Raw genomic sequence first — 21,175 nt, 5'->3', positions numbered from 1 at the left:
CGTAAAAATACAATTTAAGATACTACATTTGTAGTATAATGAGCAAAATACTTCAACATATAAATTCGCCAGACGATTTAAAAACCTTAAATCAAGAACAGCTATTACTTTTAGCTAAAGAATTGCGTGAATTTATCATAAATATTGTTGCCACAAAAGAAGGTCATCTTGGTGCTAGCTTAGGCGTAATAGAACTTACTATTGCTTTACATTATGTATTTAACACACCAACCGATCAATTAATTTGGGATGTTGGTCATCAAGCTTACGGACATAAAATTTTAACTGGAAGACGTGATATTTTTGAAACCAACAGACAACTAAATGGTATTTCTGGATTTCCTAAACGTAAAGAAAGTGAGTATGATGCGTTTGGTGTCGGGCATTCTTCAACATCCATTTCGGCAGCATTAGGCATGGCAATTGCTTCAAGAATAAAAGGCGATTTAAACACACAACATATTGCTGTAATAGGAGATGCTTCTATAGCTAGTGGTATGGCATTTGAAGGTTTAAATCATGCTGGAGTAACTAAAGCTAATTTACTAGTAATTTTAAACGATAATGCAATTGGAATTGACCCAAGTGTTGGCGCTTTAAAACAGTATTTAACTAACGTTAAAAAAGGCACACAAAAACAAGATAATATTTTTGAAGCTTTAAATTTTGACTATTCAGGACCAATTGACGGTCATGATTTACCAACATTAATAAATGAACTTAAACGATTAAAATCTGTTAAAGGACCAAAGTTTCTTCACGTGATTACCACCAAAGGAAAAGGTCTTAAACAAGCCGAAGCTGACCAAGTAAAATACCATGCTCCAGGACAATTTGATGCAAAATCCGGTGAGCTTATCACAAAAAATGAAACTAAACCTCAACCACCAAAATATCAAGATGTTTTTGGTCATACTATAGTAGAATTAGCTAAAACAAACCAAAACATTGTTGGAATTACACCAGCTATGCCAACCGGAAGCTCTTTAAAATATATGATGGACGCATTTCCTAATCGTGCTTTTGATGTTGGTATTGCCGAACAGCACGCAGTAACTTTGGCTGCAGGAATGGCCACACAAGGATTAATTCCGTTTTGTAATATCTACTCTACGTTTTTACAACGTGCATACGATCAAGTTATACATGATGTTGCTACACAAAACTTACCTGTTATTTTTTGTTTGGATCGTGCAGGATTAGTAGGTCAAGATGGTGCAACACATCATGGTGTTTTTGATTTGGCCTATTTACGTTGTATCCCAAATCTTATCATTTTTGCACCAAGAAATGAGGTTGAATTACGCAATATGCTTTACACTGCTCAATTAGGACTTAATCATCCAATTGCCATAAGATATCCAAGAGGAAGAGGAATTACAGTGGATTGGAAACAACCATTTTCTAAAATTGAAATTGGTAAAGGCGTACAATTAATAGAAGGTAAAGAAGTTGCTGTGTTATCTATTGGTACGATTTCAAAAAATGTTACTGAAGCACTTAACAGTATTGAAAACCCTGAAACTTTTTCTCATTATGATATGCGCTTTGTAAAACCATTGGATGCGGCTTTACTCCATTCAGTATTAAAAAAACACAGCACAATTATCACTGTTGAAGACGGTACTGTTTCTGGTGGATTTGGCAGCGCTATTATAGAGTTTGCTGCAAAGCACAACTATAAAAACAACTTTATTACAAAAGGAATTAAAGATGAATTTATAGAACATGGCACAACTGAAGAACTCCAAAAACTTAACGGTGTTGATTCTGAGAGTTTGAAAAATTTATTTGAAAGCATAAAAAAAGCAGACTAGTTAGGTCTGCTTTTAATTAATATATCTCTATCTATTAGTTTGTTGTAAATGTCCAAACCGCTCCTATTGTTTTGGTCCCAGTATCATCTTTAGTATCTACTTGCCAGTAATATGTAGTCGCTGCTTGAGTAGTTACATCAAAATTTTCAGCAGTTAAATCTGTTGCTACTGCTGAGGTTGGTGGATTTGTTGTACCAAAATAGACATCATATGTCAAGGTATCATTAACATCTACATCTGCTCCAGACCAAACTAAATTTGTTGTTCCTGATACTACAGCATCTTCTTCTGGACTAACTAAATCTGCTATAAAAGGAGCATAATTTGACACACCTTGACCTTCAGTATAAAAAGCAAAAACTTGAGATGGACTAGCTGAATCTTCTGAATCTTTAGCTGTAACTGTCCAGTAATAAGCTGTACCTGCTTGTAAAGTTAAAGTTCTTGTAGTTGCTGTAGTTGTAACTTGTTCAACTAAATTTGACATATTATTATCTAATGCCACTCTTAACTCATAACTTACTGTATCACCATCAGGATCTGTAGCAGCTGCCCATTCAAAATTAACAGTACTGTCAATACAAAGTAGATCTGATGTTGGATAAATTAATTGACTAACTGCATTAGGAGCTGTATTTGGTGTATCTGGAGTAGGAGCTACTCCTCCATCACCACCATCTCCATCACTTCCTCCACAAGAAGTAATTACAACACTAAAAAATAATACAGTTATTATGTTATATAATTTCTTTTTCATCTTATTATTTTTTTATGATTTTTATAGTTTTTGGTGCTTTTTCTGACTGAATATTTACAAAATAAACTCCGCTTCTTAGCGATTGGAAAGGAATATAAATTTCTTTATTATTCGCAACATCAAAAGAGTCACTATAAACTACTCTTCCATTTATATCATAAACATTTACAGGAAGAGCGTCTGCATCTAAACCATTTGGCAGTATAACTTTTAAATTATCTACCACTGGGTTTGGTGTAGCCTTAAATTCTATAATGTTAATTTGTTTAGCAAAAGTACCTTCGCAAGCTTGAGCTGTCTTAATTTCTAACAATCCAGACTTTAGATTTTCTAATATTATATTGTCTTGGCTTGTAATTAAAATAACTTCACCATTTAAAGTCACTGTGTAAGGTGCTGTACCTCTGTACATATTAACCTCAATATCTTCTCCATTATTTTGTTCTATAAGCTCAAGTTCTATTGTTTCTGCAGCTTCAACACTAACCTCTGAACATTGAACATGGTCATATTCGTTAACAGAGACACATACAGTGTATGGTCCACCTACAGGTAAGTTTTCTATAGTTAAGTTGTTTGTTGTTAACTGTTCTGAAATATTTGTTCCTGGACCATTAACGGTAACCGTATAAGTTACATATGTTTCATTTACATTAATATTTATCTTACCGTTATCTTGTCCTTCACAAGTTTCTGAAACTACTTCAACAGAAATATTATCTTGAGCAGCATAACTTGTATCACAAATATCTCCAATTCCATTGTTATTTATATCTTCTTGATTTGGGTTTGGTGTATCAACACAGTTATCTACCGAGTCAAAAACTCCATCTCCATCAGAATCTTGACATACGTCTCCTACGCCATTATTATCACTATCTAATTGATCTGGATTTGCAACTGTAGGACAATTATCATTTATATCCAAAATCCCATCTTGATCTGTATCTTGACAAGCATCTCCTATCCCATTATTATCTGAATCTAATTGATCTGCATTAGCAACACTTGGACAATTATCAATACTATTAACAACTCCATCGTTATCGTCATCTCCATTCGGATCAAAAGTAAACTGACCTGAAAAAATACCTCTTCCATAAGTAGCTGCAAATACAGTGTTATCATCTCTTAAATCTAAATCTAAAACTTTAACATTTGTCATACCATTAAAAGCTGGACTCCAGTTTGGACTTGAATCTGAAAAATTAGTTGTGTACCACACACCTAATTCTGTACCAATAATAACTTCTTCATGATTTAGTGGATTTCTTAAAATACATTTTACAGGCATATCAGGTAAATTACCTTCTTTTGTTTGCCAAGTTGTACCACCATCATTTGTATACCAAATATTTTCAACACCATAATTATGAATAGTAACAAATATTTCATCTTCACTATCTCCTAATTCTATATCCGAAATACTTCCTACTATAAAATTATTTAACTCTAATTCTGTCCAAGTTTGAAAATCTGTATCTGCTTCCTCTACTTTAAATATATCTCCTAAGACTGTTCCTACAAATAATGTAGAAGAATTAGTCGTATATGGAGACACTGTAAATGCTGTTGGTGTAGAATCAAACTCAAAATAAGTTAAATCGGTAGCCGCTAAAGTAATTTGAGCTTTTATACCAGAATACCTTCTAATTATTGCATTTCCGTTTGAAGAATAGTTAGAATATAGTATATCTAAATTTGAATCTAGTGCTTGTGGATTGATAAATGCACCGTTTGAGGCACTTTCATTATTAATAGTGACCTGGCTATTAGTTTCTAAATTAAATAGATTAATTCCAGAGTTATAGACATAATTACTTATAAAATATTTGTCGTTATCTTGATCAAAGAATGTGTAAGCACCATCACCTCCATAAGCTTCTACAGAATCATCTACACCATTTTGATTTGCATTAATAAACAATTGAGTACCATTATCCTGTAATCCTCCTGCGAAATAATCTTCTCCATTAAATGCTGTTGTAGGAGCTACACCAACTGTATAAAATTGACTAGTATTAAATCCTTTATTTCTTGAGCCTATATTAGTACCTGAGTTGTTAGAATAATATACTCCACCATCGTTACCAAATATTAATACGTTTGAATTTCCATTACCAAAAGCCAATGCGTGTTGGTCTGCATGAACTTCTTGATATCCAAAACCTCCGTACCAATGAGATAACTGAAACCATGATGTACCAGAATTTGAAGACTTAAATAAATCTATTCCTCCTGCATAAATAATATTATCATTATTAGGATCTACTTCTAACATTAAATCATAAAATGCTTGTCCTCTTGTAAAATCGTTAGCAGCTATACCTGTGTCTGCATCGTTAGGTAAGGCAATATTATTTATTGTTGAAAAACCATCTTCAGTTTTAAACATTAAAACTGGCTCTGAAGTACCTTCTGCTAAAACATATATTTTATTTGGATTAGAGCTAGAAACCGCAATTTGAGTTCTATCTGCATTTGCAATAATTTCTTCTGTTTGGAAAGAAACACCATCTACAGAAGACAAAATTCTTCCTCCTCCTTCACCATAAACATAACTATTAATTGTAGAAACCCATATTTTATTATCAGATCCTATTTCTATATCATTAGGACATATTTTTAATCCAGAATTTAATGTTGGTAGATTTACTTCAGACCAATTATTTCCATTATCTACAGACTTATACAGTCCAAATTCTGGTCCACCAAGATAAGTTGCTGCGTTAGCAGATCCATAAAAACCATCACCTGCTGCTATGTATATCTCTGAAACACCATTATTATTTCTAATTTTAATATCATTTATGTGTTGTATTCCCGGAACTAAATTACCCGTAAACGTACCAGAAGCAGGATTTAAAGCACCTGTTACAGATTGACCACCTAAAATTTCAGCTTCTATTAAATCTCCGTCTTCTTTTGAAATCATGACTGATGGTATTGTTATAGTGTCGTCTGTTCCTCCCATTGGAATTGGTTGACCACTAACATTATTCATCATAATTACACCTAAAGCTCCGGCATTTTGTGCATTTTTTACCTTTTGAGTAAAGTTACAATTTGCTCTTCTTATTAGTGCAATATTACCTGCTAAATCTGTTGTGTTAACTAAAGTATTACAACCTTCTGTTGGTAATGTTGAACCATCATCTACTAGTATAATATCTGCTGATATTACTGAAGTGATTTCTGGACCAAAAGCTGTAGTAGGAAATGATAAGTAATCACCTGCAATTGATGACGGTGTGTTTACAGTTATATTTGAAGCAGATTCAAAAGTTGTTGGTCCAGTTATTCCACCAAAAACATTTACCCAAGTTAATCCAGCATCATTAGACTTCCAAACACCATTACCATTCACATCACCTCCAACATAAGATTCTCCTGTTCCAACGTAAAATGTATTTGAATTATTTGGATCTGCAACAATACAACTAACTGCTAAATTTTCAGGAATATTTACTCTTGTCCACTGCGAGTTAGGATTTGAAATATTAGTATTTTTCCATAGTCCACCACTTACTCCTCCTGCAAATACAGTTTCATTTGTTGTGTCGTTGGGATCAAACATTATTGCTCTAGTTCTTCCACCAACGTTATTTGGTCCACGTTCTATCCAACCATTATCCATAGCATCACCTGGTACTCTTCCAGATAAAATTATCGATTTTTTTAGTTTTATAATACTATCTCTAAGAAACTGTAGTTTTTCGGTAGTAGGTCTTCCTGTTACAGGATTCATAGTTAGATTCCACTCCTGTTCGTAAAATTTATTTGGAGTTAATCCTTTAGCTTTTCTTTCTGTTTTACTTAGTTCTAAAGTAGAATTGAATGGACTTTGTTTTAAGTTTTGAGAGTGTAAATTTCGAATTTGATTAGACTCTTTTGAAATTGAATTATTTTCAAAATAATTAGTTATTAAAAACAAGCCTAAAACAAAAATTAGAATAGCAGTGAGTTTCTTTTTCATTATTAATAATTTGATTACTTTTTGCTAAAATACTACAATTATAGATTACAAACTAAATCCATTTATCTTTTTGTATTGCAAAATAGCCTGACTATCAGACAATGAGGCTACAAAATGCGAAACATTTAATAGTATTTGATATGTCGTATTTTCTTTGTGGAATGTTTGCGGTAAGGTTTTGATTATTAATTTATCAATATGTGATGCAGTCTCTTTAACACTATTTAATAACGCTTTAGTATAGGTGTTTAAAAGTACATTTATAACTTGATATCCTGCAATTTCTTTATCAATAACCTCTGTAGATTGATAGATTTTTTCAACACTAATTTTAATTATATCTTTTATTTGAGCTTCGTATTTACTTTTATCCATTAAGGCTGTTGTAAATAATCCTTTTAGTATCAATTCTTCATTATTCATAAACACTTCTACCGCTTCATTAATTAAAGTATTAATTGCTAATGCTCTTAAGTAACTTACTCTATCTTTTGTGTTTGTTAATTTGGAATATTTTTTTGTATTAATGGTATCTCTTACTAAATTAATTAGATATTCTAACGCAAATTCTTCCTCAATTAAACCGAGGTTTATACCATCTTCAAAATCAATAATTGTATAACAAATATCATCTGCTGCTTCTACCAAAAAAGCTAATGGATGTCTTGAATAACCATGATTAGTTTTTAATAAGCCTAGATCTGATGCAACCTCATCAAAAAAAGCTTTTTCAGACTGAAAAAAACCATATTTTTTATCACAAATATGTGTTGTTGGCTGCTTTGGTAACGAACCTTTTGGATATTTTGTAAATGCGCCTAAAGTAGCATAACTCAACCTTAAGCCACCTTCTCTTCCATCTCTGCTTTGGGTTACAATTTTAAAACCATTAGCATTACCTTCAAAATCACATAAGTCTTGATATTGTTCTTTTGTTAATTCATCTTTAAAGGTTTTCCCATAACCGGTTTTAAAAAACTGTCCTATAGCTTTTTCTCCACTATGTCCAAATGGAGGATTTCCTATATCATGCGCTAATGCTGCAGCAGCAACTATAGCACCAAAATCGTTAGCTTGATATCCTAAAGAAGTTGATAAATGCGGATATTTTTGTAAAATCTTTTGCCCTACTTTTCTACCTATAGAACGACCAACAACACTAACTTCCAAACTATGCGTAAGCCTTGTATGTACAAAGTCTGTTTTTGATAAAGGAATTACTTGAGTTTTATCTTGTAGACTTCTAAATTCTGAAGAAAATATAATACGATCATAATCTACCTCAAACCCTAATCTAGTTTCATCTTGCTCTTTTCTTATTCTTTTGTTGGTATCGCCATACCTTTTTAAGGATAACAGTTGTTCCCAATTCATGGTTAAAAATTTAGAGTCGCAATATAAGTAATTGAACGCTAAAAAGATTTTAATTTCAATGTTAACTAAACGTTTACAATCTTTTTAAATATTTAAAATCTGATAACGTTAAGCTAACTTTTTAGTGATTAAGTATTAATCTGAGGTTAACTTAGATTTTACACTGTTCCATTTTCTTTGCAGCGAGAATTTAAACAACACAATGAAAAATACATTTCTTTTACTATTCACACTTTTTAGTCTTTTTGCAAGCGCACAAGATACTGGATCTATCGCTGGAAAATTAACAGATAAAGAGTTTGACAACGAACCTTTACCTTTTGCAAATATTATTATTAAAGGAACTTCTAAAGGAACAACTTCTGACGATTTTGGTCAATATTTATTAGACAATTTATCACCTGGAGAATATACTGTAGAATATAGCTTTGTTGGATACGAAACTCAAACTATTACTGCTACTGTAGAAGCTGGAAAGGTTACAGAGATTAATGTACCAATGGGTGCAAACGCTGCTTCTTTAGAAGAAGTGGTTATACAAACAACTACCAAAAGAGAAAGTGAAGTAGCTGTATTACTTGAACAGAAAAAAGCTGTTGAAATCAAACAAATTATTGGTGCAGAAGAATTATCAAGAAAAGGTGTTAGCGATGCTGCTGGTGCTGTTGCAAAAATATCTGGTGTATCTAAACAAGAAGGATCAAGTAATGTTTACGTACGTGGTTTAGGTGATCGTTACCTTAATACTACAATGAATGGTTTATCACTTCCTTCAAATAACGTTAATAAGAAAAACATCGATTTAAATTTATTCTCTTCAGATGTAATTCAAAATGTATCTATTAGTAAAGCATATGCAGCTCAATTTTACGGAGATTTCTCTGCTGGTAATGTGGACATCACATCTAAAGAACATAAAGGTGGAAGCTTTGTAGATGCATTTACTGGTTCTGGATTTAACACAAATGCAATAGATAAAAACTTTGTAAGAAGCGAAGGTACTGGTTACTTTGGTTACTATGGAAGATACGATCACAACCCTTTTACTGTAGTATTATCGCATGGTGTAGATCCTGTAAGCGTAAACTCGCCAATTAATGTGTCTTATGGTACTTCTGGAGGAACCTCTTTTTCTTTTGAAAACGGATCTAGATTAAGCTTTTTTGCAACTGGTGGATTTGAAAATAACTACGAATATAGATTTGGTAAAGCTATAGATTTTTCAACTGTAGAGAAAAAAGCTTTTGAAGCTGCTGAAGAATATGAGTATTCTACAACTACAACAGCTATGGCTAACGTAAATTATAAAATAAATAGCGATAACAATTTAAGTTTTAACTCGGTATTTATTAATAGTTCTTCAGATGTTGTTGGATACTTTGGTATAGACGGAAAAGGAAGAAACAGAGACGCAATAATTGATACAGATCAAGGATTTTACCAACAAAATATTCAATTTGATCAAACAAAAATGTTTGTTAATCAATTAGTAGGAAATCATAAATCTGGTAAAATTGAATTAGATTGGGGATTTGGTTACAACAAAGTATTTTCTGATCAACCAGACAGAAAGCGTTTTAGTGTAGAAAACTATCAGTACGCTTTAGATAATGACCCAACAACTAATCCTACATTTTACAGTAATGTTGTTTTTGACAACCAACGTTATTTTCAAAAAATTGAAGATGACGAGTATAATGGTCGTTTAAATATTGCTTATCAAGCCAACGATAATTTAAAATTCAATATTGGATATAACGGACGTAACAAAACAAGATTATTTAACAACATAAGATACGGATATGATATTGTAGATAATGGTTTTGAAATTACAAACGTAAATAACTTTAACTCTGTATTTAATTTAGACAATCTAAATTTAAACTCAAGTAGCAATGGTATTTATGAAATCAAAGTAATAAAACCTTATCCTACCTTATCTAATACAAACAGACCAGGATTATATGAAAATACATATACCGGTAAATTAAACATCTATGCAGGATATTTAGATTCTGAAATTAAAGCTGGAGAAAAATGGTTATTTGTTCCTGGAATTAGAGTAGAAAGTTTTGAGCAAAACATTGCTTACGATGTAATTAACTTAGGTAATAACGGAAAGGACAATAAAACATCTAAAGAAACTTTTATACTACCTAGTTTAAATATTAAATACGCAATTACAGAAGACAAAAACATACGTTTTTCTGCAAGTAAAACAGTATCAACACCAGAATTTAAAGAAGTAGCTCCATTTGTTTACGAAGATGTATCTACAAGAATTGGTGGTAATCCAGACGCATTAGGATATTCAGACATTTACAATGCCGATATAAAATTTGAATCATTTTTTGGAAGAGGAGAAATATTCTCGGTTGGATTATTTGCAAAACAAATTAATGATCCAATAAACTTAGTTGTTGTTGGAGACGCAACAGGTACACAACGTTATGTTAGAACTGGTGAAAAAGCTGAAGTTTTTGGTGTAGAACTAGAACTTAGAAAAAACATTATTGAAGACGAAAACGAAGATGCTATTCTTGCATTTGGTGTTAATGCTACATACATGGACACTAAACAAGATTTATACAAAAACATCGACGGAACTTTTGACTTAGCTTTTAATAAAACTAGTGATAAGTTACAAGGTGCTTCACCTTTTATCTTTAATGCTGATGTAAGTTACTCGCCAACATTTAAAAACTACAAACCAGTTGCTAACTTGGTATTCTCTTACTTTTCAGACAGGATAGATGCTTTAGGTTCTGGTGACTTAGGAAACATTATAGAAAAAAGTGTTCCAACACTAGACTTTGTATTGAAAAACGCTATCAAAGATAATTTCGAAATTAACTTCAGCGCAAAAAACCTATTAAATCCAACTATACAATATGTTAGAGAAGACCAAAATCAAGGAGATATCTTAGTAACATCTGCAAACGGAAAAGGTGTAACAGATTACAAAAGAGGTATCAATTTAGGACTTCAACTTAAATACAAATTTTAAAACTATCAATAAAATAACACAATTAAGAATAAAAATTAAAAACTAAAAACAATGAAAAAACAAATAATTCTTGGTTTAGCATTAGTATCTATGGTATTTTCATGCTCTACAGATGACACTTCAGATATCGTAATTAACGATAACAGTGTAACAAATAACAATTCTGGTGGAGGCACAACAGATCCTCAAACAATTTTCTTATCTGGAACTTACACAGAAGATTTAACCTTAGACGCGAATAACACTTACAAAATTAATGGATCATTAATCATGGCAAGTGGTACTACATTAACTATTCCTGCTTGTATGACAATAGAAGCTTTAGCTTCTGGAGCAGACGTTTACGTAGCAATCTCTCAAGGTGCTAAAATAGTAGCAAATGGTACTCAAGATTGTCCTATAGTATTCACTTCAGATGCTGCTAATCCAGCTGCTGGAGATTGGGGCGGATTAATTTTATTAGGAAGAGCACCTATTAATTCTGTAACAGGAACTAACACAGCAACTTCAGAAATTGCTAGCTTACCTTACGGAGGAAACGTTGCAGATGACAATTCTGGATCATTAAACTATGTACGTGTAGAGTATTCTGGTGGAGCTGCAGATGGACAATCTGAAAACAATGGTATATCTTTTTACGGTGTAGGAAACGGTACAGATGTAAACTACATTCAAGCTTACGCAGGTAAAGATGATGGTATCGAGTTTTTTGGTGGAACTGTAAATGCTAACTACATTTCTGTTATCAATGCAGAAGATGATTCTGTAGATTGGACAGAAGGTTACTCTGGAACATTAACTAACGTTTATATCGCTAATAGAGCATCAGACGATAAAGCTATTGAAGCAGATGGATACAATACAGATTTTAGTAACGCTACTGGTGTATTCTCTAAACCAAATGTAAACAACTTAACTATTGTTGGTGAAGGTTCTGGAAGTTCTTCAGAAGCAATTAGATTAAGAGCTGGTACACAAGGTATATTTACAAACGTACACATTACTGGTTATGCTGAAGGATTTGATCTTGACGATACAGATACTGGTAATGGTGTTGTTAGTGACGATTTACAAGTAACAGATGTTACTTTTGTAGATGTTACTTTAAAAATGAAAAATGACACAACTGTATCTTTTACAGATGCAGATTTTTACACAGGAGAAGGTAATGGTACTGGTACAGATTATGCAACTTGGGGAGCAGGTTGGACTGTACAATAAGAAGTAACTATATAACATAAAAAAAGCATCCTAAAATTTAGGATGCTTTTTTTTGTTTAAGAAGATAAATATTAATCTCTATCTGCTATTGCAGAAGTATTTTTCCATGTATTTACAGACGTAATACTATTTAAAGAATAGTCTACTTCTCTTAAAATATCATTAGTCCAAAAAAACCACTTTCCTACTTTTTTACCATTTTCGTAATTTCCTACAGCAACTTTATTTCCGTTAACATCATACTTAGTCCAAACGCCTTGTAATTTATTATCCTTATTAAAATAACCTGTTTGAGCTACATTACCATTTTCAAAATAATACGTTGCTTGTATTAAATCTCCTTTTTTTACAACTGTAGGTTTGTTTATATCTTGTGCTGTTATTACTCCTGTTACTAAAAAAGCTAGTGCTAAAATTAAATTTTTCATAGTATATATTTTTTAAGAGTTATTAAAGATTACATAACAAATATAAGTTATATTTTACTATAATGAAACATTTACGTAACATTAAATTAACATTAAACTTTTAATTAATTGATTTTTAGTGTTTTAAATAAAATAATTTAACATTAAAATATTAACAAACAACCTTTTACAAGTGTATTTTAATAGTATTTCTCTTTTAAAAAATATAGATTAACAATATAGAACATAACATTAAATTAACATTGCGTTCAAGATAAAAGATGAAATTTGCCTAAATAAATCTACCATAATTAATGGAAAATATATACTTATTCATGATTATAGCTCTAGCTATTCTAGCTATTGCAGATCTTGTTGTTGGCGTTAGTAACGATGCAGTAAATTTTTTAAATTCTGCAATTGGATCTAAAGCTATTTCATTTAAAACCATAATGATTGTTGCCAGTATTGGTGTAGCATTAGGTGCAATTTTTTCTAGCGGATTAATGGAAGTTGCTAGAAAAGGAATATTTAATCCAAGCGAATTTATGTTTGATGAAATCATGATCATCTTTATGGCGGTTATGATTACAGATATTTTGTTGTTAGACTTTTTTAACACCGTTGGTATGCCAACATCTACAACTGTATCTATAGTTTTCGAACTTTTAGGAGCTGCTGTTGCAGTTTCACTAATAAAAATATGGTCTGATGGTGGTAGTTCTGCCGAGCTTATCGCTTACATAAACACCTCAACTGCTACAAAAATAATCTTAGGAATATTACTCTCCGTTGTCGTCGCTTTTTCTATTGGAGCGATAATACAATGGTTTACAAGGTTACTTCTATCCTACAACTTTGAAGAAAAAGCAAATTGGATTGGCGCATTATTTGGCGGTATTGCTTTAACTTCTATTATGTATTTCATTTTAATTAAAGGGATAAAAGGTACGCCTTACGCAGATCTTAAATTTGAATATACAAATGGACTTACCATTAAAGATTATTTAGAAAGTAATGTTGTAAATATTATTGGTATTAATCTTCTGGTTTGGAGCGCACTATCCTATTCGTTTATTGCTGTTTTAAAACAAAATATTTATAAGATAGTCATCTTAGTTGGTACGTTTGCTTTAGCACTTGCTTTTGCAGGTAATGACTTAGTTAATTTTGTTGGTGTATTTATTGCAGGTTGGCAATCTTATCAAGAATATGTTGCCCAAGGTTTACCAGCTTCAGAATTATCAATGAATTTTTTATCTAAAGCGGTAGAAACTCCAACACTAATACTTTTTATAGCTGGAATGATCATGGTTGCTACATTATGGTTTTCTAGTAAAGCAAAGGATGTTGTAAAAACTTCGTTAGACCTTTCTAGTCAAAGTAACACTAAAGAGCGTTTTCAACCTAACTTTTTATCACGAGGATTTGTTAGAGTCGCAATGCTTATGTCTCAAATGTCTTCTTACATTTTACCAAACTCTTGGCAAGAAAAAATAGATAAACAATTTGAAGTTCCTGCACCAGATTTAACGTTAAAAGAAGAAGATAGACCTGCTTTTGACCTTGCAAGAGCTGCAGTTAACCTAATGGTTGCTGCCGTACTTATTTCATTAGCAACATCTTTAGGATTACCTTTATCTACTACATATGTAACTTTTATGGTTGCAATGGGTACATCTTTAGCAGATCGCGCATGGGGCGCAGAAAGTGCTGTATATCGTGTTGCTGGAGTAATTAATGTCATTGGCGGATGGTTTTTTACAGCCTTTATTGCCTTTATTGCATCGGCATTAATTGCATATTTATTGCATTTAAATGTAAAAGTAATGACGCCAATATTATTACTTATAGCATTTACACTATTAGTAAGAAATTATATTGCACACAATAAGAAAAACTCTAAAGCTAAAGAAGAAGATAGCTTGGTTAAAGCAGAAAGTAGTTCGGTTCAAGGTGTGATTCATGAAAGTGCAGACAATATTGCTAGTGTTGTAAAACGAGGAAATAAAATTTACACTAATGCAGTTAACGGATTAGCAAAACAGGACCTTAATGCCTTAAAGAAAAACAGAAAACAAATCACAAAACTATCCAACGAGGTAGACGATTTACGTGATCATATTTTCTATTTTATTAAAAACTTAGACGAGTCTAGTGTAGAAGCAAGTAGCTTTTACTTAAACATACTTGGTTATTTAAGAGACATGACACAATCTTTAGAGTACATCTCTAAGATTAGCTACAAACACGTTAATAACAACCACAAAAAACTTAAGTTTAACCAATTAAAAGAACTTAAAACGGTTGACGAAGCGCTAGAAAAATTACTAATAGAAACCAAAGAAGCGTTTAATTCTAGATCATTCCAAGAGATAGAACGTATACTTAATAATCGTGGTAAGGTTTATGATTTAGTAAAAGACAAAATTCAAAAACAAGTAGAAAGAACACGTACTGAAGAGTCTTCACCTAAAAACACGACGCTGTACTTTAGCATCTTATTAGAAACTAAAGATTTATTAACAGCTACAATGAATTTATTAGACGAATACAGTAGATCTTTTGATAGTAAAATTCCGCCAGCACGACTTACAGAAACTCGTGAAGAAGAGGAATAAAACACATAAAAACAAAAGTAAAAAGCTTCAATACCAATAGTATTGAAGCTTTTTTTTTATGAAAATATTTAAACCTTTAACAAAATTTAAACATCTATACCAAAAGAGCACACGTAAATAGAGTAACTAAAAATTTAAACTATTTATGAAAAAACTATCATTAGTATTACTAGTCGTGTTATCATCTTGTGTTTCTAAAAAGAAATATGTAGCACTAGAAAAAGAAAAAGGTGAAATTACTAGCGAATTAACCAAGACAAGAGTAGAAAAAGAAGAATTAGAACAAAAATTTGCAATAATCCAATCAAGAGTTAACGATTACAATGCCAAAATAAACAATCTTACTACAGAAGTTGGAGAACTTACCGAAGAAAACAAGACCAAATTTGATGCTGTTGGCAATAAAGCAGTAATTTCAGAAAAATCTAAAGAAGGCATGCGTAAAACTTTAGCTAACGTAGATCCAGAAGTGATGAAGTACGTTAATTCGCTTGAAGACTCGATGAATTTAGCCTTATCCTTAAACCTTAAAAAGTTTGTCGATAATAGTGATATTGATGAGAACGAAGATATATCTATCAACATAGATCAAACTGTGGTGATGATATCTATTTCAGACAAAATGTTATTTAATAGTGGTAGCTACAAAATTAATAGTAAAGCCAATAAGGTTTTAGAAAAAGTAGCAGATGTAATTAAATCTGAACCTAGCTTAAATGTAATGATAGAAGGTCATACAGACTCAAGAACTATTAATACAGATAAAATTAAAGATAACTGGGATTTAAGTGTTTTAAGAGCAACATCTGTTGTTAGAGCTTTACAAAAAGATTTTGGTGTAGCTCCAGAACAATTAATTGCAGCTGGTAGAAGTAGTTACCAACCTTTAACAGATAACGACACTAAAGATAATCGTGCTAGAAATAGAAGAACAAGAATTGTTATTCTACCAAATATAGATAAGTTTTTTGCACTTATGTCTAGTAGTGACACTTTAGCTGCTACAGATTTATAAAATCTAAATACTAAGAACATAAAAAAAAGCTTCCTATTTAAGGAAGCTTTTTTTATTAATATTCGATTAGATTATGTTCTTGGTCTTTTCCAAGCTCTTCAAGATCATTTATAGATTTTAATTTAGCTTCAAATTTCGTTTTATCTACTACAATTGTTTTAGACATACTATCATGCCAACCTCTTGCTTCGTCTCCTAAAAAAGAAAATTGCTCAAATGGGATTAATCTACATAACGTTCTTAAAAAAATATCCGAAGCACTTGGTTTAGAACCATCTTCCATAACAATTTTAGTTTTTGTCACATATTTTCCAACAGAATGAGCTGTAATAGACTCTATAACTGTATAGTATATTAACAAAATTACGATTCCAAATAAATAATCTTTCCATCTAGCTTCTTCTACAAAAAACCATTCGTATAAAGTTTCATTTTGGGTGAAATTTATAATTAAGGCTATTACTATTCCAAACAAAAAGCCTATAATTAATTGAACAACATAGTCTATAATAAAGTTTACAAAGCGTTGTCCTTTACTCGCGTACAAGTCTGGAGTAACATTAAATTGTGTGTGTTTCATAAAAAATTAAGATTAATAATTGGTTAGTTGGTCTAAAATAGAAAATTGTAGGTTAGTAATTTCAAAAAACCAAACAGAATTGGACTAATTACACATAAAAACTCACCAACTACACAAAAAAACTAATCGCTTTATTACAATAATTTTATCTTTATATAAAACTATCATTATGCTAACTGCTGTAATTGTAGATGACGAACCTAAAGCTATTCAAAGTTTAAATTGGGAATTATCTAATTTTGACCAACAAATTAAAGTTGTAAATACGTTTACAAATCCTGACCAAGCATTAGAGTATTTAAAAGACAACGTGCCAGATTGTTTGTTTTTAGATATCCAAATGCCAACAATGGATGGATTTCAATTTTTACAAAAACTAGACAATAAAAACATCGCTGTTATCATTACAACTGCTTACAATGAATATGCAATTAAAGCACTAAAAAACGACGCTATTGACTACTTACTAAAGCCAATAGATACAGATGATCTATCGCTTACAGTAGAAAAAATTAAACGATTTAAAAAAACCTTTAGTGCAGATGTAATAGAAGATATTCTAATAAATTTTACTAATAACAACAGCAAAAAAAAGATAACTATTAATACCGATGGGAAATTACTTTTTTTAAATGTGGACGATATTTTGTTTGCAGAATCTGATGGTAATTATAGTACAATTTACATGACAGACAAGCAAAAAATATTGGTAACAAAAAAATTAAAAGAAGTAAACCTACTTTTACCAGAACACTTATTTTTTAGAATACACAATTCTTACATTGTTAACCTAAGTAAAATCAAAGAATTTATTAAAACTGAAGGTTATGTGATTATGGAATCTAACCATAAAATACCTGTGGCAAGACAACGTAAATCAGAATTTTTAGAAAAACTATAATACGTGATCTTTGCTAAAACAACATATTACCTTTCCTTAAGCATCAAGCTTTTTTGTATTAGTATACTAGTTTTCTGTAACACGTTAAATGCGCAAGACAACACAAACTACAATACAGTTGCAGATAGTATAATAAAGTTAAACATTACAGACTATAATGTATTAGAATACACTGTTGGAAGAAACAGGTACGATACATTAAAAATGAAAGTTTTTAAAACCAAAAGCATTAACAATAAGTATAAAGCAGGAGAAGTATTTGCAAATATCATGCTTGGTAATCAATACCGAAATAAATCTTTGTTCCCAAAAGCAGAACAAACGCTTTTAGACGCATTACAATTATCTAAAAACTACAACCTAATAGAATATGAAATTGTAAGTTTAAACATGTTAGGTGTTGTATACAGGCGACAAGCAATGGTAAAAGAAGCTTTAGACTATCATCAAAACGCTTTACAACTTGCAGATCGCCAAACCAACAAAACAAAATCTATTAGTAAAAGTGTTGCTGTATCTTACAATAGCATGGGAAATATATATTTAGAACTAAAGGAATACAATCTTGCTTTAGAAAACTTTAATAAATCCTTAGCTATTGAAAAAGCTGCAGATAATAAATTAGGACTAGCTATAAACTATAACAATATTGGTTTTATTTACGAAGCAAAAGATAGTTTAGAATTAGCCCTAAAAAACTACAAAATATCGTTAGACTATAACAATCAAATAAATTCTAGCATAGGAAAAGTAATTAGCAATAATAGCATAGGAAGCATTTATTTAAAGCAAAATAAACCAGAACTTGCGCTAGCTACAATAAAACCAACAATTGCACTTGCAGAAGCCACAAAAGATCAATTTTATATAAGTATGGCTTATATAAATTTGGGTTGGGCACAAAACGAGCTAAACTTATTACAACAAGCAAAAACTAATCTTGATAAAGGGTTACAAATTGCAACAACATATAACTTACAATCTATATTAAGTACTGCTAAATACCAGTTATCAAATTGGTATGAAAAAAAAGGAAACCACTTAAAAGCCTTAAAATTTTATAAGGAAGCTGCTAAATTAGAAGAAGAAATTAGCGGAAAAAACAATTCTGAATACGTAAACACACTTAGAATTAGATACGAATCTGAAAAAAAATCCAACCAAATATTAGAATTAGCAAGCGCTAACAAACTAGCACATGCTAAATTAGACCAAAGCAAAAAAACCACCTATTTTTTAATTCTAGGTTTAATACTTACAGCTTTAGCTACATTTTTATTTTTTAGACAACGCCAATTAAAAAGCGAAAAAAAGATCCTAAGATTAGAGCAAGATATGTTGCGTAATCAAATGAATCCGCATTTTATTTTCAACTCTTTAAATTCGATAAAACTGTATATTATAAATAACGAAAAAGAAAACGCAGTGTATTACTTAAACAAGTTTTCTAAACTTATAAGAAAAATACTTATTGCATCTACTGAGAAAGAAATAACTTTAACAGACGAGCTTGAAACAATGGATTTATATATGAATATAGAAAACATTCGATTTTCTAATCAAATTCATTTTAAAACCATTGTAGACGATAACGTAAATACAGATAACATTAAAATTCCGTCTTTAATCCTTCAGCCATTTTTAGAAAATGCTTTGTGGCATGGTTTATCATCAAAAAAGGACAATAAATTTATTAATTTATCGGTTTCAAAAATTAATAAAAGTTACGTGACCATTAGTATTTCGGATAACGGAATTGGTCGCGAAGCTTCACAAAAAATAAAAGAGAAAAAATTATTAAAACAAAAGTCTTTAGGTATAGATATTACTAAACAACGTCTTGCTAATTTCTCTAAAAATTACACCGAAAATTATGATTTAATGATCAACGATTTGTACGATAGTAACAATCAAGCTTCAGGTACTTGCGTGGTTTTAAAACTACCAATTATCCCTTTACAAAATTTAAAAACTGCTTAGAGGTAAGTGCTAAGATTTCATCTTACTTGCTACGTCTTCTAACTGTGCGTACCAATCTTCACCAAATTTTCTTATTAAAGCTTCTTTTACAAACTTGTAAACAGGCACTTGCAACTCTTTACCTAAAGTACAGGCATCATCACAAATATCCCATTTTTCATAATTAACTGCAGAAAACTCAGAATAATCCTTAATTCTAATAGGATACAAATGACAAGAAATTGGTTTTTTCCAACTTACATCTCCTTGATTATAAGCTTCTTCTATTGCACAAAGCGCAGTGTTTTTCTCGTCAAAAATAACATAAGCGCAATCTGCATTGTTTATTAAAGGAGTTTCGATTTCGTCCCATTCGTTAACAGTAGAAGTACCAAGTTTTTCGATAGCTTTTATACCTTCTGGCCTTAAATAAGGTTTAACTTTTGGATAAATATCTTCTAAAATATTAGCCTCTTCCTTACTTAATGGCGCACCAGCATCTCCATCTATACAGCAAGCACCTTTGCATGCAGACAAGTTACAGACAAAGTCTTTTTCTATAATATCTTCAGAAACTATTGTTTTACCTAACTGAAACATTTTGGGCTTTTTTTTTTGCAAATATAGCTCAATTTAACTCAAATGAAACCTAAAAAATTATTGGATTATTTCTATTATAGTTCAACTATTTAAACCTAATTTTGTCCCAAATTAAAACGTTATTAAAATGTCATTAGATTTTAAAGAAATATTTACCGTTTTCATGGTTTTATTTGCTGTAATAGATATTGTTGGTAATATTCCAATTATTATAGATTTACGTAAAAAAGTAGGACACATTCAAAGTGAAAAAGCTGCAATTATTGCTGGAATAATTTTAATTTCATTTTTATTTTTAGGTAAAAGTATACTTAATTTAATAGGAATTAACGTTAACTCTTTTGCTGTTGCTGGATCGTTTATCTTATTTTTTATTGCTTTAGAAATGATTTTAGGCATCACACTTTATAAAGAAGAAGACACTAACCCAATGACAGCTTCTGTGTTCCCGTTAGCATTTCCATTAATTGCTGGTCCGGGAAGTTTAACAACTTTATTATCTTTACGTGCCGAGTATAGCATCCAAAACATAATTATAGCTGTAATTTTAAACGTTATTGTAATTTACATAGTATTAAAAACTTCTAGAAGAATAGAGCGATTAATTGGACAAAACGGCATACAAATTATTAGAAAAGTATTTGGTGTAGTTTTATTAGCAATTGCTGTTAAGCTGTTTACAGATAACATCAAAATACTATTAGCTTAAAGTTGTATTTTTGTACAAATAAGAAAGATCATGAAAATTATCACTTACATATTTACCCTTATTGCAATTGCATTAATAATATTTAATGCTACACAATTAGATTTTAATGCTTTAATGGAAGGTAAAAGCTTAACTGCAATTATTACTATTGTTGCTTCTTTATGCGCAATAATGTTGTTGCAGATTTTAAGAATTTCGAAAAAAATAGAAGCTAAAAGTAAAGGGTTATAA

15 protein-coding genes are annotated in these 21,175 nt (G+C 30.9%); 9 read left to right on the top strand and 6 right to left on the bottom strand.

Annotated features, from left to right (window positions below; genetic code table 11):
- The first annotated feature begins 38 nt into the window (after positions 1-38).
- Positions 39-1,817: a 1-deoxy-D-xylulose-5-phosphate synthase gene (gene dxs, locus IFB02_RS07120; protein ID WP_191072582.1), complete on the top strand. Its 1,779-nt coding sequence runs from the start codon at positions 39-41 to the stop codon at positions 1,815-1,817.
- Between the two features lie 34 nt (positions 1,818-1,851).
- Here the strand turns inward: dxs and IFB02_RS07115 are convergent, their stop codons facing one another.
- The 3 genes from IFB02_RS07115 to IFB02_RS07105 are packed head-to-tail and all read right to left on the bottom strand — an operon-like array spanning position 1,852 to position 7,924.
- Positions 1,852-2,574 carry a hypothetical protein gene (locus IFB02_RS07115; protein ID WP_191072581.1) on the bottom strand — a complete coding sequence of 241 codons (723 nt, stop codon included), beginning with the start codon at positions 2,572-2,574 and terminating at the stop codon, positions 1,852-1,854.
- Positions 2,575-2,578: 4 nt separating this feature from the next.
- Positions 2,579-6,550 (bottom strand): thrombospondin type 3 repeat-containing protein, encoded by a 3,972-nt coding sequence (locus tag IFB02_RS14020; protein ID WP_191072580.1) that lies wholly within the window; start codon positions 6,548-6,550, stop codon positions 2,579-2,581.
- Positions 6,551-6,595: 45 nt separating this feature from the next.
- Complete coding sequence (locus tag IFB02_RS07105) at positions 6,596-7,924, bottom strand: deoxyguanosinetriphosphate triphosphohydrolase (protein ID WP_191072579.1); 1,329 nt, start codon at positions 7,922-7,924, stop codon at positions 6,596-6,598.
- Between the two features lie 202 nt (positions 7,925-8,126).
- Here IFB02_RS07105 and IFB02_RS07100 point away from each other — a divergent pair, with 202 nt between their 5' ends.
- On the top strand, positions 8,127-10,931 hold the full coding sequence (locus tag IFB02_RS07100) for a TonB-dependent receptor (protein WP_191072578.1): 2,805 nt from the start codon (positions 8,127-8,129) through the stop codon (positions 10,929-10,931).
- 51 nt (positions 10,932-10,982) lie between these two features.
- Positions 10,983-12,152, top strand: a complete 1,170-nt coding sequence (locus tag IFB02_RS07095; protein WP_106687434.1) for a multidrug transporter — start codon at positions 10,983-10,985, stop codon at positions 12,150-12,152.
- Positions 12,153-12,223: 71 nt separating this feature from the next.
- Here IFB02_RS07095 and IFB02_RS07090 read toward each other — a convergent pair whose 3' ends face one another.
- Complete coding sequence (locus IFB02_RS07090) at positions 12,224-12,580, bottom strand: toxin-antitoxin system YwqK family antitoxin (RefSeq protein WP_106687435.1); 357 nt, start codon at positions 12,578-12,580, stop codon at positions 12,224-12,226.
- Positions 12,581-12,873: 293 nt separating this feature from the next.
- On the opposite strand from IFB02_RS07090, the gene IFB02_RS07085 reads away from it, so the two are divergent.
- Together IFB02_RS07085 and IFB02_RS07080 are read left to right on the top strand one after the other, a co-directional pair.
- A complete protein-coding gene (locus IFB02_RS07085; RefSeq protein WP_191072577.1) occupies positions 12,874-15,180 on the top strand; it encodes an inorganic phosphate transporter in 2,307 nt (768 codons plus the stop codon).
- Positions 15,181-15,325: 145 nt separating this feature from the next.
- Complete coding sequence (locus IFB02_RS07080) at positions 15,326-16,195, top strand: OmpA/MotB family protein (protein ID WP_191072576.1); 870 nt, start codon at positions 15,326-15,328, stop codon at positions 16,193-16,195.
- A gap of 55 nt (positions 16,196-16,250) precedes the next feature.
- Here IFB02_RS07080 and IFB02_RS07075 read toward each other — a convergent pair whose 3' ends face one another.
- The gene (locus tag IFB02_RS07075) at positions 16,251-16,775 is read right to left on the bottom strand and encodes an RDD family protein (RefSeq protein WP_191072575.1); all 525 of its coding nucleotides are present in this window, start codon (positions 16,773-16,775) and stop codon (positions 16,251-16,253) included.
- Positions 16,776-16,944: 169 nt separating this feature from the next.
- Between IFB02_RS07075 and IFB02_RS07070 the strand changes: the two genes are divergently transcribed.
- Together IFB02_RS07070 and IFB02_RS07065 are read left to right on the top strand one after the other, a co-directional pair.
- Positions 16,945-17,676, top strand: a complete 732-nt coding sequence (locus tag IFB02_RS07070) for a LytR/AlgR family response regulator transcription factor (RefSeq protein ID WP_106687439.1) — start codon at positions 16,945-16,947, stop codon at positions 17,674-17,676.
- 3 nt (positions 17,677-17,679) lie between these two features.
- Complete coding sequence (locus IFB02_RS07065; RefSeq protein WP_106687440.1) at positions 17,680-19,656, top strand: tetratricopeptide repeat-containing sensor histidine kinase; 1,977 nt, start codon at positions 17,680-17,682, stop codon at positions 19,654-19,656.
- Between the two features lie 9 nt (positions 19,657-19,665).
- Here the strand turns inward: IFB02_RS07065 and IFB02_RS07060 are convergent, their stop codons facing one another.
- Complete coding sequence (locus IFB02_RS07060) at positions 19,666-20,235, bottom strand: DUF3109 family protein (protein WP_106687441.1); 570 nt, start codon at positions 20,233-20,235, stop codon at positions 19,666-19,668.
- Positions 20,236-20,362: 127 nt separating this feature from the next.
- On the opposite strand from IFB02_RS07060, the gene IFB02_RS07055 reads away from it, so the two are divergent.
- Positions 20,363-20,944: a MarC family protein gene (locus IFB02_RS07055; RefSeq protein WP_106687442.1), complete on the top strand. Its 582-nt coding sequence runs from the start codon at positions 20,363-20,365 to the stop codon at positions 20,942-20,944.
- 30 nt (positions 20,945-20,974) lie between these two features.
- The gene (locus IFB02_RS07050; protein ID WP_106687443.1) at positions 20,975-21,175 is read left to right on the top strand and encodes a hypothetical protein; all 201 of its coding nucleotides are present in this window, start codon (positions 20,975-20,977) and stop codon (positions 21,173-21,175) included.

Source organism: Mesoflavibacter profundi, assembly GCF_014764305.1.
GTDB classification, from domain to species: Bacteria; Bacteroidota; Bacteroidia; order Flavobacteriales; family Flavobacteriaceae; genus Mesoflavibacter; species Mesoflavibacter profundi.
Note: the sequence above shows the minus strand (reverse complement) of the source record. Positions and strands in the feature narration are given on the sequence as shown.

Coding starts and splice junctions, on each gene's coding strand:
- IFB02_RS07115 (WP_191072581.1), bottom strand. CDS start 2,574: ATGAAAAAGAAATTATATAACATAATAACTGTATTATTTTTTAGTGTT.
- IFB02_RS07080 (WP_191072576.1), top strand. CDS start 15,326: ATGAAAAAACTATCATTAGTATTACTAGTCGTGTTATCATCTTGTGTT.
- IFB02_RS07050 (WP_106687443.1), top strand. CDS start 20,975: ATGAAAATTATCACTTACATATTTACCCTTATTGCAATTGCATTAATA.
- IFB02_RS14020 (WP_191072580.1), bottom strand. CDS start 6,550: ATGAAAAAGAAACTCACTGCTATTCTAATTTTTGTTTTAGGCTTGTTT.
- IFB02_RS07105 (WP_191072579.1), bottom strand. CDS start 7,924: ATGAATTGGGAACAACTGTTATCCTTAAAAAGGTATGGCGATACCAAC.
- IFB02_RS07085 (WP_191072577.1), top strand. CDS start 12,874: ATGGAAAATATATACTTATTCATGATTATAGCTCTAGCTATTCTAGCT.
- dxs (WP_191072582.1), top strand. CDS start 39: ATGAGCAAAATACTTCAACATATAAATTCGCCAGACGATTTAAAAACC.
- IFB02_RS07055 (WP_106687442.1), top strand. CDS start 20,363: ATGTCATTAGATTTTAAAGAAATATTTACCGTTTTCATGGTTTTATTT.
- IFB02_RS07070 (WP_106687439.1), top strand. CDS start 16,945: ATGCTAACTGCTGTAATTGTAGATGACGAACCTAAAGCTATTCAAAGT.
- IFB02_RS07090 (WP_106687435.1), bottom strand. CDS start 12,580: ATGAAAAATTTAATTTTAGCACTAGCTTTTTTAGTAACAGGAGTAATA.
- IFB02_RS07100 (WP_191072578.1), top strand. CDS start 8,127: ATGAAAAATACATTTCTTTTACTATTCACACTTTTTAGTCTTTTTGCA.
- IFB02_RS07060 (WP_106687441.1), bottom strand. CDS start 20,235: ATGTTTCAGTTAGGTAAAACAATAGTTTCTGAAGATATTATAGAAAAA.
- IFB02_RS07075 (WP_191072575.1), bottom strand. CDS start 16,775: ATGAAACACACACAATTTAATGTTACTCCAGACTTGTACGCGAGTAAA.
- IFB02_RS07095 (WP_106687434.1), top strand. CDS start 10,983: ATGAAAAAACAAATAATTCTTGGTTTAGCATTAGTATCTATGGTATTT.